Consider the following 16,320-nt stretch of genomic DNA (forward strand, 5'->3'; position numbering starts at 1 on the left):
CTGTCTGTGGTCCTGTGGTCCTGTGGTCCTGTGGTCCTGTGGTCCTGTGGTCCTGTGGTCCTGTGGTCCTGTGGTCCTGTGGTCCTGTAAGCAGGATTTCAGATCGCGCTATGGACGCAAGCGCTTTCGCTCTTGCCATAGCACCTTAGGGCCATAGGGCCGCCTCTGCTCTTCCTAGAGACTCGTCCCTCGACACTCGCCCCTGCTCTTTTTCTCACACCCACTTTATTCCATACGTCTGAATGTGTTCGAGTAACTTGTCATTTTTGATTTTGTGTTTAAGCAAGAGATCGACCTTAAACGGGATCGTCGTCAGTTCTATTTGTGTAAGCAAATCAGCAATATCCGTTAAGCTGAGTAATTCCCCGCTCACCACCAAATCAATATCTGAATGCGGCTTGTACGTTCCCAACGCGCGTGATCCAAACAACCACGCGGACTCTACACGTGGGTGCTGCATTAGAATCGCGATAAGTTGCTGCTGGTGCCGTAACTTCAAGCCGTTTTTTTGAAGGGTATCTCGTTGTTGAACATCATTCATCGTTAAGACTTTTCTCAACCAAGTATTGTGTAATTGCGGTGATCACTGGCTCAAATTCACTGATAATTAACGCCTGCGCTTCCAACACATTTTCTTCATCATAGGTATGCGTCAACAAATTACGCTTGCCCAATGCATCAAGCAAGACTTCACATTGTTCAGGGGATACATGTGTCGCCTCTAACGCCGTTCTGATCACACTGCGCGGAGACGCGGCATCGTACCCTTCAAACTCAAGCAAGTCTTTCAGGGTCTTCCAGGTTAACTCGAAAGAGAATTCGAAGGTTTGAATCAACCCTGCAAGTTCTAATTCATTGTAGGATTCTTGAGCACACGCTTTCGTTAATCGTGAATGTGCTTTTTGCAGATTTTGTAGTCGTTGTTTCCAACGCAGTGGATTGAGTGACATCGATATGCTCTGTAATAAAGAAGGTGAAGGAAGAATAACACATTAATATTTTTCTTCCGCTTCTTCCCCCCCAGCTTTTCCTCGAAGCGCAGCGAGACGCGTCCCTCGACACTCGTCCCTTTTCTCCCTACTCCACCGCTGCGGTCACCGGTGGCGCGGGATCATCACCGCCGCCGCTATCCGACACGGCAACACCAATCACAACTGCGGCCACCCCGACAGCGAGTACCGTGGCCGTAATGCCACCCGCGGATGCCGCTAAGGCGCTATCAATGCCAGCGGCAGTGCCCGTCTGCTCCGTTGCTGCTTTTGCGGTTGTCGCCGTGCTATTAGCAGCAGAGGCATTGGTTGAGGTTGATGTGGTTTTTGTACTGCTTTGTGCGGTAGATGTTGCGCTTTGATTCGCTTGACGGGTAACTGGCTCTGACGCACAGGCAGACAGACTCATTCCCAGCAAGGCTAGTGCCATCACGGATTGTTTCATCATCACTCCCCAAAACATACGGCAATATCTTTATTGATATAAGTGTAAGTATAGAGAGGGCTGATATTTTCGAGGGAGAATGTCGGAGAAAAAGTACGGGAAAATGAAAGGCAAGCCCCCATAGCAGCGACGACGATAAATCGCCACTGCGTATGGGAAGGTTGCAGCGCTTAACCAAACACGTGAAGTAACGCAGCATTCACCGCGGCTTTATCAAAGCTTCGCGCGGCTAAGTCCTGCTGACGCGCATCAGGATCAAACCCAAAATCCTCAAGCCATTCATAGTCCACATCGCTTAACGCCGCTTTTTTCAGCAAGCGGTAAAGGCGGTTCCACTGGTCAATGCCGCCACAATCCTCTTCAGGACACACGCCACGTCCGGCACTGACACTCGGGATATCGACATCATTGGCCATCACTTTTTCCAGCGTAATGCTATGACACCAATCATCACCAAAATCATAACGGTACAGCAGTGAGTCACCGGCTTGCTTCAACAATGCGCCCAACGGTATATCGCCATCATCGTCCAAAAACCGCTGAGAAGCCGTTTCAAACAGATACGCATGCGCATCATCCCACCCCATGCTGATTTGCAATGCCACGTGGAAGACATACAAAGGGATCGTATTGCTCACTTTGATCCGGCGCCACACCGCAGGCTTCGCGTCTAGCAGCGCCACCTTCAAGACCAATCCTGTCTCTTCCTGGCCAGCATCCAATTCCATCACCATCACATCATGGTAATCCTCAATGCAGATTTCGGCTAAATCTTCAAACAACGGAAATCGCTTACGATTTAGCGCCGGATCGGTAAGCGCCTGCGCCAATTGCCAATAGGCCTCTGCCGTCTGTCTATCCGAGGAAACCGGGTTATCTGAACCGTACTGTTCAAGCAGTGCGAGAAACGCAAAACGCTCAATAAACGTCGCTTTATGCGCATAGTAATAGGTTTTCATCAGTGATTTCACCGTGACAGAGGCAGAAATAGACTCAAACGGCGGTCGCCAAGAAAACATCAGATCATTACCGATGAAACGGCTCATTTTCCGCGCATTCTCCACCGCCTTATCGCTAATATCGACTTGATAGTGCGCGATGTGATCCGCCAGTGAAAACGGTTGGGGGGTGGTCCACGCCGTCGGTAGCAGGGACAAAAAGTACAGCATATGCAAATCGATATTGTCTTCTTTTTGCTTGGCCAACAACCATGGCAATACCTCGGCCAACCAATCACTGTTGGTTGTGATCAAGGTCATCGGTGTATCCGGCACGTCCTGCATCGTGTCGACAATTGACGCAAAGAAATCGTCCTCACAGCCGAGATTCAACATGGTATCTCGCAGGCCACGCTCAAGATCCAATAAACCTGCAAAGACCCCGTTCTGGCCGTTATACCGAAAACGGATCATCACCGAGGCACACCCAATACCATCCACATGCGTCGCTTTCACCTGTTCAATGGTGGCCACCTCACCGGATGCAGCATGTTTCATGGCATACTTCTGCCAGCGTTTATAATGGCCCTGCAATTCAGGATGACGGGCAAAACGGCGTAATACATGCAACAACTGTCGCTGACTAAGGTGACACCATGATTTGTGCGTCATCCCATCCAGTGCCTCAGCGGCACACAGCGCAACGGGCTTTTCGTGGTAATAGGTCAGCAAAAGCAGCGCATCGACACTCCAGGTGAAGTGTGTGATCGCACTAAAGAGCAGTGACATGGGATCTCGCGGCATGAGGGCATAACCGGCTTCAAAAAAGTCGATAAATTCAATGCCCGACTGGATCTCTTCTTGCTTAATGTCATCAAGCAGTTGACTGATCAATGCTTCTGGCGACAGCATCACGTTACCTTCGGTATGCGTATGCTCCGCTTGTTCAGCATAGATCGCCGCCATATCCACCCCAGAGGTATCAAACTGCGCCTGCTTTAACATAGTCAGCACCTCGAAAGCGCGCTTCGGGTTCAATATCCCTTGGTTTGCCGCCTCGTTGACGATCATGGCGATGACCGCTTCAAGCTCCGCCTTCGTCCCGTCTGGCGCACGACTCACCGTCAGCGCCAACTCAGACGTTGCCACCTCCACCCAATCCAGACAAGCTGGCATCACCGCATCAGCCAGCTCATCCGGTAGCGACAAGACGGTGTAATACAGCATAAACACCGACTCTGGCTGGGCAAACCACGCCACCTGTTCAGTCGACAGTTTGCGTGGTTCAGGTTGGCGGGCGTAATCAACAAGGGCTTGCAGTAATCGTTCTGGTGATAGCACGGGGAGATTCCTTTTAAAAACAGAGGGGATATAGCCAACTTCCGAAGATAACGCTTAACATACCAACAAGGCCCTTGCGAGCCAAGTCGTGAGTATCGTTAGGGCGAAGTACGCTGTCTTCTTCACGACACATCAAGGACAACGCTCACAGGCAAAACACGATCACGGCGTTAAAAACCGACTGACAACATACTCACTGTCATAACATGGCAGCATAATATGCTACAGTTCCATTGGGGATGCTCCTTTGTAAGGCATCACACACCAACATTGTCTCCTACTAGATACAGTGATAAGCTTTAATCTGAATTGATAATTAGAGGCTGCTATACCAGAGATAGATGCATTGCTTGGGCTTGGGCTTTCGTTTTGTTTATATTTTTTCGATAACAAGCAGCATAAATTACCTTATATTCATGTCAAATATGGTAGTTATGAATTAATCATAGCAATTGAAACAGGTGAGTACTTAGAAGGTTATTTGCCAAATAAGCAACGAAAACGAGCTGAAACTCACATTGAAAACAATCGCGTAAAATTGATGGCAATGTGGCAACAAGCCGTTGCTGGCATTAATCCGGGTAAATTATAGGTGATGTATGTTGAAAGTCATTGATGTTGATTGGGTCGCTGATTTTACACTTGAGCTTACTTTTAGTGACGGTTATACCGGTGAAGCAAACTTAACTGCGTATTTCCAAAAAGAAGCATTTAGTCATGTAGATAACTTTCAAAAGTTTGCATTAACGGCTGAGGGTTCTCTTGATTGGAGTGGTGTGAAATTATCAGCACCGACGTTAAAGGGGATCACAAAGGGTAATTATGCTGAATCTGATTTAACGCCTTTTGATGTTAAAGAAATGGAAATGGTGATCAAGCAAGCTTCATGGGATTCAATGCAAGAAGGTCGAGCAGATATTTTGCAGACTGCCATTCGCTCCTATGTTGAACAATTTGGTCACAGTGTTGTCATTGAACGCGCCGGAATTAAAAGTAGAACGAGCGCTTACCGTTCGTTAAAACCGGAAACGACACCCAGTTTTGGTACTTTGGTTCAATTAGGCCATGCCGTTATTGAATTAGCTAAAGACAGAGTCTCTGCGCATTCTTTGAGTCGCACGTCACAGCAAGAATAGGTGTCGCGCCGCCGACACGTAAGCGCGTAATTAAGCAGTGAGGCCTTATTCGGCCTCACCTAACCACTTCATTGCAATAAATAAACCAGAACGAACCGGAATGGTTTGCACGCTAGCCTTTTACTCATTACCCATGCAATTGACGCCACTTTTCTAGCTGAGATGGTCTTAGGCCGTATCGTGCCAATACACCCTCGTGAATTCGCCTGAGCTCTTCTAATGCAAGGGCGATAATGTTTTGTTTATCCGTTTCTTGTTCATCACTCATACACGATTCAATGATATCAAGAGGTTGAGATCCAGGCGTCAGTATGACTTGTTTAACTATCATCTTTATCTTCGCTCGATATTGCAAGCGTTGTTGATCGGGTTTCACTAACTCTTGTTTCACGGCTAAGTATTCTTTTGTCGAGCGCTCGTACGCCCATAAATACAGATCACGAAGAAGCTCTATTCTATTCATCTCATAGACACCAAGCACCGCTTTACTGTAGGCTTCTTCGGGTACATCTAAGAACGTAAGAGGACATACGTTGGTTTTAAGCAAAGGGATATTTGCAGCCAAACGAGAGGTACGTTTATTAATATCAGCAAAGGGTTGCAAATAAGGTAAATGCACCATGATAAAAAATGACTGCTCAAAGGGATCGATGATTTGATTAGCTTTATTCAGTATTGATTCCAGTTGGATAGAGAGCACCTCTTCGGATGACATTGGCTTATACACGCTGCCTCCTATCTCTACCACATGACTACGTACTCGCCCTTCATCAAACGGATTGGCTAATAAGTTTTCTGATAGCGCACTGTGCAAATTTAATATTGTGAAACGATTAAACGCAACGGAGTCGACATTATCAATCAGTAATTCAATCGCAGATTTATGATTTAAAATCATTTGCGTCTCGATGATATCTTTTCCTTGTGCAAACTGACCATGCTCAATTAATTCTACTGTGTCTAATCGACTATAAGTATTGCCTTCAAGGTGGCTTGATGCCCAAGATAAATCGATTAACAAACGATTGTAGATATCTCTTCCATACGTACCCGCGGGTTGTGTTGCATAGATGGTTTTTCCCATGCGGTGTAGTTGGCGACGAATAGGCTCAGAAAGATAGTGAGTTTTATTGGGAATGTAGTCATCTAAAAAATCACGCGAATAACCAACAGGATCACGCTCAAAAATAGGCTTACTTAGATAAGTAAGAATGTCATGGCTATCAGGAGAAAGTGGGATCGACTTAGGAAAACCATCATGCTCGCGATGGCTTGAAAGCGTGACCTCTGCTTTATTAATAAGTGCAATGTATTTACGTGAACGACCGTCACCAATGGCTGCTATCTGTTTGTCTTCAATAAGTCTATTAAGCCAGCGCTGAAGCGTACGCCGAATTAAGTCGGGATGAGCCATAATAAGGTCTGAAACAGACACCGGGTGACATTGTTGTTCGATATAGCGTTGGATTTCAAACCTATTCATGACAGATACCCTTTTAACTGTGACACTTCTCTGAATAAAAGTGTCACAATTATGGCGTGTTTATCCTTTTGTGACAATAAAAGTGTCGCAGTAAGCGTTTTTTGCCTAGTACGCCCTCTTCGTAAACTCTCACCCCTCCCTGAAAGTACATTAACAATCAAATAATTAAGCCAACATCACCCAAGCCTATGAGATAGAAAACGGCCTTAACATGGTGATTTGAGACAGATCTGCGCGGCTGACGGTGAGACGAACACCCCATACTTACAGCGCCTTAAATTTTTCCACCATATCCTTATCAATCTCCTTGATGAGATTAGATGACAAGCCAAGCTGTTTGGCCTCATGACTAAACGAGCGTGTTATTTCAAATATTTCCTCAGCCATAACCATGATCGCTTTCTTTGAAGATAACCCCGACTGAGCCGCTAACTGGTCGAGTGCATTCTTTGGCGTTCGGCCATTACCACCAAATGCCGTCATATGCTCTTTGTAAGGGTTAGGGCTGTAAACAATGTCGTAGAAAGGCGACAGCGTCCAGTTATCGGTGTCACTGGCAAGGAAACTGAAGTTCTTACTGTGATCATCTTGGTTTACTGTTAGGTAATTAAATATGCAGCGCTTAATGAGCTTCTGAGACTCAGTGACACTGCACATGATGCGCGTAGCTTTAACTAAATCCACATAATCCAAAGAAGGCTCTCGAAACGGCGCATCTAACAACCCACACGCAGAAATCATATGGATTCGACCGCCTTGCTCGGTGCTATCAAATCGTTCCTGCTCTAGCCAAAATCGACCATTTCCCGCATCGATTAAAGCAAAGTTAGGCACCTCAATGCCGACATTACGGGCCATCTGCATGTAGCAATATTCGACTAATGATTCAGAGTGCTTCAAGTCAAACTTTTCAGATGTCAACTTTACGATAAGCTTTGTTCCTAGTGTGTCATCTAATGTTGAATATTGCCCATTCGATAACCGTGTAACGTTCATTTTGGGCCTAGCACCACCCGATCCCCCCGTCTTCATCAAGTGCTCAAGCAAAGCAGACTCGGTGCCTTCAAACTCTTCAATCGCAGCTCGGCCAAGGGTAATGATATCAATCGACGCCTTGGACTCATCAAGTAACTCTAATTCAGGCTCATAGCTCAACGCCCCCATACACCTGTCACCCAAGTAAGCCAGACGCTCTAGGGCAGTAATTTCCTTAGGGTTATGACCGTTCTGTCTAAATACACGATCCATGAGATAAAGGCCCCAACCATCGGGGAGACTGTCTCCAAAAACCCCATGAATGCCGTAATGCGGCCCTCTAGGTGCAACTTGCAGACTTGTATCAGCCTTTAAATTGAACGGTGCCAAAGAGGTTGAATGAGCGCCTAAATAAGCCTCATCAAATTGAAAGAAACTTTGCTTACTATTTTCAACGAGCTTGCCAACAAGTACTTTTTCACCTGTGCTCAGCGTTCGTTTTACAGTTAGGGCTGATTTAAGCACGTCGAAGCACATCCTCTATTGAGGTAAATTCAGGCTCAGACGACGTTGTCAGCGCTTTCACTTTTTTCAAGTCACCGACGGTCTCATAAAGCATGAGAAACTGACGCAATGAGATGTTGCCAGATGACTCAAACTTTCGGATCGTTGCGTAAGGCACGCCAGAGAGATCGGCCATCTTATGAACACTGAGTTTATCTTTTTTACGCGCAGATTTAATAAACTCTTTGAGTTCCATCTGCAAATCATAAGCGGTATAGAGAGATAACATGCACGCCTCTTAAATTGCTACTATGGTATCGATTATAGCGCAAAAAGTAGATTTTTCGCCATTATTGTAGCAGATTTAAAAACGAGATAATGCCCCCCTACGTTCAACACAACATTTAGCACGGCCTGATAGTACCCCCTATTCGTACATCCCCCACAAAACGCTGATAAACCATTTAACATCAAACCATTAAACCCATCACGCCCGCCCCCATGAGACATGACATCGCCTTGAAAGGGTAATTTGAGACGGTTTATCTTGTCCGCATGATCGCGTCTGTCGATACTCTGGTGCAGCTCGACGTTGGGTGCGTGAAAATCACCAGAAAGGCTTATCTCTCACTCTTCGAGTGATCGCGCAAAAAACAACATACACCCCAACCCGTTAGATACCTACCTCGCATAAATCCCCGCCCCAAAATTACACTTCCATCAAAAATGTCTCAAAAAGTGCGCATAAACAAATGATTCCTAGAGACTGCGCTCAAAAAATCAACCACTACTTTCAATCGGATTCTATCAGCCGTCACAATACCCGTGGTTACTTATTGTTCACCCTGTCAATGATTTATGCCGTTCAGAGACGTACAGCGCCAAGCCACACGGTGGCTTTCGTGCTTTCACCAACGGCACATTACTACCAATATCACGAGGTTATGTGGGAAAAAATAGCGCGATACAGACTTATCAGCGAGGCAAAAATGCCGGTGGCGTCGCGCCCGATGTGGATGCGACCCTCACCACCCTCGCGATTTTGTTTCGTCGGTATCGCCGAAAGCGGTCCCGCTCCCCGCACGTGCTTGACACCCATTCTGATGTCGAGTTACTGGTGATGCTCTATTTATGGCTGACCCAGCAACTCTCGACACTGACTACCCTGGAGGATATTCCTGATCTGAAAAAAATCGCCGGCAGTCAGCCATGCCAACTTCATTGCCTGCGGAGCATGCGTGATGGCGGCGTGTCATGGGTGGAATATGCCCTTGCCTACCCGACCAGCACGGGCACGGGTACGGGTACGGGCACGGTGTATTTGTGGCAACCGATCCCCGTGCTGTTCAATGCCCTTTTCCAGCCTTTTCTGGCCAGCATCAGCTACGACACCCCATGGCTTAGCCGCAAACAAAAGCAGGCCTTACTGCAAACACTGCAAAAGAAATGGAAAACCCCTCAGGCATTTTCTGTTTGGCCACGGGTACGTAAAGATAAGCTGTTCCAGTATTTCACCACCACGATCCAGGTTGATCCGGTCTTGTCCACGACGGCCAAATCGGTCCTGCTCACCACGCGTCAATTGCATCACCACAGTGCGGCGGCCTATCAACGCGAGAACAGTGATCAACTTCGATTTAAAATTTTTCATGCCCATAATGCGTATCTGGAACGATTAGCCCGTGCGGCACGCGCGCATCAATGGCATCACTATTTTGACTGCACCATCAATGGCAAAACCATCGCGCTCGTACAGGCTCCGGCAACGTTGCCCCCTTATTTAGCCGAGCAAGGTACGATCCCGCAGTTTTATATCGATACCCGCAACGGTAACCGGCAAAAGCAGATAGACAATCCGCTGTGGATTGGTAGCGCGCGCCACCTCCGAATCGAGGATGTCAGTGTGTTTTTCCATCGCCTTCAAGAGGCGATCAACAACAATGCCCCCGGCAAGCGATGCTCACTGGCAGCCCTCAAAACCGACTACAACTTGCGTACCTATCAATTGGCACTGCTTTGTAGTGTTTTGACGGGAATACGGCCGACGCATGCGATTTCGCTGGAAAAGCGGCGCTGCTTTGGGGGCAATACCACCGTGCGCGACAAAGGGCGATTTCGCCCGCTGTGGCTGTGTGACTATCTGCAACAAAAAATCACCGACTATCAAACTGTGCAGCAGCGACTGCTTGCGCGCCTCCCCGTGCCGGTGGAGAGTCCGATGCTGTGGTATCTGATCGATGATAACCATCAGGTAGAGCACCTAACGGCCAAAACGCTCCGCCACTTTATGCGGGCATATTGGCCAGAAGATGCGGCAATGGCCGTCCCGTATCAACTGCGCCATTTTTTTGCGCAATGCGCTTTATCCAGCACACAACCTCAATTGGCGACGCATCACATTGACCGCTTAATGGGGCATTCTCAGTATGGCGAGCACTTGGGCAGTGATCACCTTTTTCCGACTTGTCTATCAAGGATCCGGACGCATCTGAATCAATTACCGATCTACCTCCATTTAAGATAGGGACACCATGACCGCCGCTGAGCAACCCATTAATGAAAAAAAGATCGTTGAGTATTTCGCTCATCAAGGGGGTACCTGTGCCCGTCCAGACGCGATCCTGTGGGTTTTGCAGCATTGGCCTGAACTGGAGAGCGGCGAGCGTACCGTGACACCGACGATGCTCAGCACGCTCTATGCCCTAATTAGGAGCGTGCCAACAGGCAAACAACGCCTCTACCGTCAGGCGTTCAATGATGTGCTGCTTTATTTAGCACAGGCGTGCCAATGGTCGTTACCCGACAGTAAGACCGCGCTGCTTCACGATAATGACTTACTCTGGTTTGAACGTATCACGGAGCAGGCGCAATTTGCTGAGCAGTTGATGCAGCATTACGATCACGCGAAAGCCCATTTCTTACGCCACCGCCCAGCCCTTGAGCCCGCTTGGGTGGCGCTGGTGATTGCGCTGGAAGTCGGGCCGATCTCACTCCACTATCTGGCAGCGATCCTCAATGATCCCCAGAGTATCGACACGGCGCAATTTGGCCTCACGATAAAAGTGACACACCTTGGCCAGCCGTCATCACAGCAAGAGACGCCCGCCTTTACCCGCTATGGCCTCACCCCTTTTGCCTATCGAGTACTGTCAGCGTATTACCGCCTGCACGCGCCCGCTCTCTCTGTGAAAGGGTTAGTGAAGCAATTGAATCTCTGGGTCAACGCGCATTGTCACGATCCCCCTCCCCACTCAGTCTTGGCCCCCACCTCGCTGCCGACGCGCTCAACGGCACAATGGCACCATGCCTTTCAGATATTGTGGCACTATCGTGACGATCTGCCCCCGACGCTGCTTAAAGACATGGCGAACCCTAGCCGGCATGTGGGTTTTAATAGCCATGCACCCAGCTCTGCCTATACCCGCCGCGCGCTTGCGCGTCTTTACGATCAAGATTGGGATAAGACGTGGTTTGAGGGATTAACCCCCTCCACCCGACGTAGTGACTGGCCCCATCTTGAACTTTTACGTCAGTATGCGCGGCAAGGGCGTCGCGGCTGTGACAGCGACACCTGTAACAGCTACGCCCCGCCACGCTGGGAAGCGAGTAACGTTCTGCCCGTGCTCTTTTATCACTACACCGACGATCTGATCCGCTATGGCGGGGTCAAAAAAGCGCTCTTGTCGGCGTCATCCATCCGCAAATACACCGGTATTTATGAAAAACTCACGGCGATGCCGCTGCGTTATGCCGATGCCATCGACCCCTCTGCGTTAATGGCGTGGGCGCATCGCGCGTACGACGCCCTAGAGAGCGACACCCATCGCTTGATGCTGCTTTATTTTTTCCGCTCGCTACGTCATCACCCGCTGACGGATCATTTTGACTTAAGTGCGTTTTCGCCGCCAACGCTGCCGATCCAGGTGGATGCGTTTCGGATCTCGGTGAGCGAACTGCATGATGTGATCCATGCCTTGCTCACACAACCGGGGGCCACCCCATTTCAATCGCTATTCTCGTGCCTAGGGGCCATGCTAGGGTATTTTGCCATGTTACGCAGAGGGGAGATTCTCCGTCTGCGGCTTAAAGATATTTATTGTCACCCGGATCACAAACAACGGTTTCGTCTCACCCTGACCTCCACTGTCGAAGGAGACACCAAAAACCGGCGGACACGTATTGTCTATACCGTGATCCCGGAAGAGCTGGCGCATTTACTGCGCATTGCCCTATACATTAAGGCGTCTTGCCCTGCCGATACCCCGTTGATCGGGTATGAGGGCGAGAAAATGAGCTCGCGTCAATTGCATTATCTGTTGCCGGTCACACGCGCATTAAAAGCGCTTCTCGGTCCAGCCGTGCGTATACATCACCTTCGCCACAGCGGCGCGCATTTACTGTATCTACAAGGCATGGCGTTACTGTATCCCGTACAGCCGACCGCCCTGAATGCCGATCCTCATACCCAGCGCCTCTTAACGTCAACGGTCTGTCAGCAGCGATTTGATTATTGGCTGGAAGGGCGTGATTTTACGCAGATGAATGACAACCTGATCTTTGATGTGATGGGCAAACAATTAGGGCATGCTCACTATGCCACCACGCGGCTCAGTTACTTACATGGGGTTGAATGGCTACGACCTATCATTCAGCCAGACGGTAAACCCTATAGCCACAGTGAATTACGCTATGTCTTGGGGCTGTCACCCACCTCCAACGATATCTCGCGCCAGCTCAGCCGGTTAAGTGCCGATTATGCCAACCGTCCACTCGCGCAGAAGAAAGGCTCCCCGGTCATGCTCTCAGAGCAGGTGCTAAGCCGCGCCGTGCTCAAACACCCGCAGCCAGCACCCACGAACATGGCCGCTTATGACGAGATACAAACCGCATACGACGAGCTATGGCAGCAACAGTTTCTCAAACAACATCATTTTCTAGGCCAGCGCACGCTCGATATGCTAAAGAAAAGCCATCTTAACTTCAGTGAACTCAGTGCCCTGTGGCAGCACGCCGGCCGCCATGCGCATGCACCGTTAACGAAGCCACAGCAAACTGCGCTCAACACGTTGAAAGCATCAATGACCGCCCTTTGTCACACACCACAGGCCATCACGATCGAACTTGCGTGCAACCAAAAAAATGCCACAGCATTTACCACATTAATCAGACAACCCCAATGGCAATGGCTCGCTATCCACTTTGTGTTGATCTGTACCCGAAAGATCAATGCCAGCCGTCAGTTGGCCATTGCACAGCAAGGCTTTGCCCGTCGCGGCGAGGCCGTCACACAGAAAAAGATTGCGACCGGTCAATCTCGGCTCGCCATCACCTTATCGCCTAACATCGCGGCAGACGCTTCATTGATGCCGCTGCTACTGCGTTATCTCCAACTCGATAGCTTGCCTGAGCAGGTATACACAATCTAAGGATCACCCATGACCCATCAATTGATATTGACGGCTAAAGATCGCGCTAAAATGACCTCGCTGATCGACAGCATTCACCTGCAAAAAGTCGACCATGATATTAGCGTTTTTATTGACACCAAGGGCAAAAAACTCACGTTTGTCGGCGGCAAAGACGAGGCGCTTCAAAGCATCACCTTGTCGATTAATACCCAAGGCACACTCAAAAGTGGCCAATGGTCACTCAATGGATCGTATTTCAAAGACATGATGAATGATTGCAAGGCCGATCCCTCTCCCCTCATTATTGCGCTCGACTATAGCCAGTCTCCCGTTCACCCCCGCGCCAAAATTACCTTATCCAACGATACCTTACGAGCGTGCCAGACAGGGCCTGTACGTGAGGCGCATGTCGCCTACCTTGATGCCCAAAAGAAAAATATCACCAAGAGTGTGCTCGTTAGCACGCTGCAAAACATGATGAGAGAGGTCAAAAAACATGTCCCCTTTGACATGATCGACATTGATCATAACGCGCGTTTGGTACGCATTCAACGTAACCAACATATTCAAGAATTAGCATTGCCTGAATCCTCCGATATTTCCTTCTCAATGACGCTCACTTCAGAGGCGGCAGAGGGACTGATCGATATGTGCGCGCACACTGATAGCGATACGGTTAACATCACGCGACATAATGACAGGATCACCTTCTCGACGCCGACCCAAACGATCACGTATCCACTGGCCGGTCTCGCAGAGTTTTATCAACAAGCCGCTATCCAGTATGAGTGTGAAGCCACGCTGATTGTCACTATCTATGAGATGAAAGGAGAACTAAAAACCTACCACCAGCGATACCCAGAGATCAAACAAGCGAACACCAGCCACCTGCTCATTGAGCAAGATGCCATCATGGTCGCCAACATTGTTCCGCCGTTTGGGTTTCTCAAACACATTCACGTGATTGACATTGATATCAATATCAACCAACCACTGCTCTATCGCGTGGATCTGCGTGAAATCCTCAAAGTGAAAATTCCGTCGATCACGGAGGCCAAGCAGATGAAGCTACAAATATTGAAAACCCCCGATGGCAAACGCGTACTCGGTTTTTTCAATGAACGCCATTCTCGTAACCCCTATGCCACGGTCCCAATTGAACGGGATATGGCGTCGTTACCTGCCGTCATGAAGCTAAAAGCGGAATTCCAAGACAATGAAACGAGCGTCTCTCGCTTGGAGCCACAAGGCGATTTGTTCGGATTTGGGGATATTTAGTCATTCATGGCGTCGCCACACGCACAGATGTGAGAGTGAGTGGTAGAAATGGGGCAACAACGTCTAAGTAACAACGTACTGAACAAAAAAATACAGGGGAATAAATACTGGACAAATAAACAGGATGGCTTACAGTAGTGACATGCACAAAATATGAGCAGAACCTTTTATAGGGTTTTATCCATGATCTAGTGTATGAACATGATGTTGTATACGAAGAAAATAAGGCAGTTGAGACGAAGTGGCGGCAACCACTTCGCCTCGTACCGGCTGCGCAGACGTTTAAGCTCCCCCAGCCGATGGCTCGATTTTAGCGAATTCCATCGGGTAGGGACAGATCTATTTGATGGAGGCCAAGATGGCTCAGATCCGCGTGCGCCCTAATGGGCGGATCCAGTTTGATTTGCACTTATATGGGCAGCGTTTTCGTGAAGGCACGAAGACCATGGCCACCCCGAAGAACCTCGCCAACGCCAAATCACAACTGAAAAAAATGAATGCCGAGATTGATTTAGGCACTTTTCAATACCGTGATTATTTTCCGCACAGCAAGAAAGTCGCGCAGTTTGAAACACTCCAACGCGCCAAGCACCCTGATCGTCTGTATCCCTTTTTTGACCATTTCGCCAATGACTGGTTTGAGCGCCAACGCCCCAAGTGGAAAACCAGCTATCAACAAACCGTGCGCAACAATCTCGACCGGTATTTGATCCCGACCTTTGGTAACACGCTGGTGGCAGACATCACGCTATCGCACGTTGAACACGAGCGCCATGCGCTGATGGCGCTAGAGAAAACAGACGGCGAACGCAAACTGTCTAACCGACGCATTAACAATATTTTCTGGCCACTGGTGGCCATTCTTAGCCTCGCGGCCGAAGAGTGCCAATTTACTTACCCACTGCGTCGTTATAAAGCCCTGAAAGAAGAAAAGGCCGATTCTCACCCAATGACGGTCGCTGAGGTGCAGCAGTTTTTACACGCGGTGCCCGCGCAATGGCGTGATTACTTTATTTTACGGTTTTGGACCGGAATGCGTAGCTGTGAAGTGCATGGCTTGTATTGGGAGCATATTGATTTTGCCCATCGACTGATTCGTGTCCGGCAAAACTATGTCAATGGTGAGATTGGTGATGTGAAAACGCCGAAGTCACGGCGTGATTTGAAGATGTGTGACACCCTCTATGAGGCATTGCAGCGCATTGCGGCCAACAAAGACAATAACCCTAGCCACAACCACGGCCACGACTCATCGTTTGTGTTTACCCTTGATAACGGTCGCCCCATTGATACCCATTATGTCAGCCGAAAACTGTGGTACCCCACATTGAAAAAAGCAGGCCTAAAACGACGCCGTCCTTATGAGACCCGCCACACTGCGGCAGTACTGCACATCGCTGCCCATGAGAACCCACTCTATATTTCACACATGCTTGGTCACAGTGATACGCGCTTACTGTTCGAAGTCTATGCGCCGTATGTGGCCAATGCGTCTCGCCGTGATGGCAGTGCCTTTGATGCACTCATGAAACAAGAGGGATGTGCTTAGAAAGGTAAGCGCGCAGTTAAGCAGTGAGGCCTTATTCGGCCTCACCTAACTCAACATTCCATGGCAGTAAATTGGTGAGATCAGTGCCCGATGCCCTCTGCGGTAACTCACGGAACAGGTGTAAGAAGTAATAATATGGGTTGATGTCATTGGCTCGGCACGTCATTACAATACTGTATAAGTTTGCACTCGCCTCTGCACCTGCGACTGATTTTGAGAACAACCAGTTTTTCCGACCCGTTGTGAACGGCCTTATATCTCGTTCGGTCACATT

Annotated in this window: 13 protein-coding genes and 1 pseudogene; 6 read left to right on the forward strand and 8 right to left on the reverse strand. The window is 48.8% G+C overall.

Features of this window, described 5'->3' with window-relative positions; all coding sequences use genetic code 11:
- Window positions 1–214: 214 nt before the first annotated feature.
- From L4C36_RS21730 to L4C36_RS21745, 4 genes are all read right to left on the reverse strand, one after another.
- Entirely contained in the window at window positions 215–541 is a 327-nt protein-coding gene (locus L4C36_RS21730; protein WP_428479874.1) for a nucleotidyltransferase family protein, read from the reverse strand.
- Window positions 534–950 (reverse strand): HI0074 family nucleotidyltransferase substrate-binding subunit, encoded by a 417-nt coding sequence (locus tag L4C36_RS21735; RefSeq protein WP_428479875.1) that lies wholly within the window; start codon window positions 948–950, stop codon window positions 534–536. Before L4C36_RS21735 ends, L4C36_RS21730 begins: the two co-directional genes overlap by 8 nt.
- A gap of 127 nt (window positions 951–1,077) precedes the next feature.
- Complete coding sequence (locus tag L4C36_RS21740) at window positions 1,078–1,434, reverse strand: hypothetical protein (RefSeq protein ID WP_428479876.1); 357 nt, start codon at window positions 1,432–1,434, stop codon at window positions 1,078–1,080.
- Between the two features lie 170 nt (window positions 1,435–1,604).
- A complete protein-coding gene (locus L4C36_RS21745) occupies window positions 1,605–3,713 on the reverse strand; it encodes a plasmid pRiA4b ORF-3 family protein (protein WP_428479877.1) in 2,109 nt (702 codons plus the stop codon).
- A gap of 328 nt (window positions 3,714–4,041) precedes the next feature.
- Between L4C36_RS21745 and dhiT the strand changes: the two are divergent.
- Both dhiT and dhiA read left to right on the forward strand, forming a co-directional pair.
- A pseudogene (gene dhiT, locus L4C36_RS21750) lies at window positions 4,042–4,319 on the forward strand (type II toxin-antitoxin system toxin DhiT).
- The gene (gene dhiA / locus L4C36_RS21755) at window positions 4,313–4,849 is read left to right on the forward strand and encodes a type II toxin-antitoxin system antitoxin DhiA (protein ID WP_428479878.1); all 537 of its coding nucleotides are present in this window, start codon (window positions 4,313–4,315) and stop codon (window positions 4,847–4,849) included. The pseudogene dhiT and the gene dhiA overlap by 7 nt, the downstream one beginning before the upstream one ends.
- Before the next feature lie 127 nt (window positions 4,850–4,976).
- Here the strand turns inward: dhiA and L4C36_RS21760 are convergent, their stop codons facing one another.
- The 3 genes from L4C36_RS21760 to L4C36_RS21770 all read right to left on the reverse strand — a co-directional run bounded on the left by L4C36_RS21760 (window position 4,977) and on the right by L4C36_RS21770 (window position 8,100).
- Entirely contained in the window at window positions 4,977–6,332 is a 1,356-nt protein-coding gene (locus L4C36_RS21760; RefSeq protein WP_428479879.1) for a Fic family protein, read from the reverse strand.
- A gap of 264 nt (window positions 6,333–6,596) precedes the next feature.
- A complete protein-coding gene (locus tag L4C36_RS21765; protein ID WP_428479880.1) occupies window positions 6,597–7,832 on the reverse strand; it encodes a type II toxin-antitoxin system HipA family toxin in 1,236 nt (411 codons plus the stop codon).
- Window positions 7,825–8,100, reverse strand: coding sequence for a helix-turn-helix domain-containing protein (locus tag L4C36_RS21770; protein ID WP_428479881.1), 276 nt, complete (start codon window positions 8,098–8,100; stop codon window positions 7,825–7,827). The genes L4C36_RS21765 and L4C36_RS21770 overlap by 8 nt, the downstream gene beginning before the upstream one ends.
- 657 nt (window positions 8,101–8,757) lie before the next feature.
- On the opposite strand from L4C36_RS21770, the gene L4C36_RS21775 reads away from it, so the two are divergent.
- The 4 genes from L4C36_RS21775 to L4C36_RS21790 all read left to right on the forward strand — a co-directional run bounded on the left by L4C36_RS21775 (window position 8,758) and on the right by L4C36_RS21790 (window position 16,046).
- Window positions 8,758–10,335 (forward strand): site-specific integrase, encoded by a 1,578-nt coding sequence (locus L4C36_RS21775; RefSeq protein ID WP_428479882.1) that lies wholly within the window; start codon window positions 8,758–8,760, stop codon window positions 10,333–10,335.
- A gap of 7 nt (window positions 10,336–10,342) precedes the next feature.
- Window positions 10,343–13,237: a hypothetical protein gene (locus L4C36_RS21780; protein WP_428479883.1), complete on the forward strand. Its 2,895-nt coding sequence runs from the start codon at window positions 10,343–10,345 to the stop codon at window positions 13,235–13,237.
- Between the two features lie 9 nt (window positions 13,238–13,246).
- Entirely contained in the window at window positions 13,247–14,497 is a 1,251-nt protein-coding gene (locus L4C36_RS21785; protein WP_428479884.1) for a hypothetical protein, read from the forward strand.
- Between the two features lie 358 nt (window positions 14,498–14,855).
- Window positions 14,856–16,046 (forward strand): tyrosine-type recombinase/integrase, encoded by a 1,191-nt coding sequence (locus L4C36_RS21790; protein WP_428479885.1) that lies wholly within the window; start codon window positions 14,856–14,858, stop codon window positions 16,044–16,046.
- A gap of 31 nt (window positions 16,047–16,077) precedes the next feature.
- On the opposite strand, the gene L4C36_RS21795 is transcribed toward L4C36_RS21790, so the two are convergent.
- On the reverse strand, window positions 16,078–16,320 hold a 243-nt coding region (locus tag L4C36_RS21795), incomplete at its 5' end, for a transposase domain-containing protein (protein WP_428479886.1).

Source organism: Photobacterium japonica, assembly GCF_050337005.1.
GTDB classification, from domain to species: Bacteria; Pseudomonadota; Gammaproteobacteria; order Enterobacterales; family Vibrionaceae; genus Photobacterium; species Photobacterium japonica.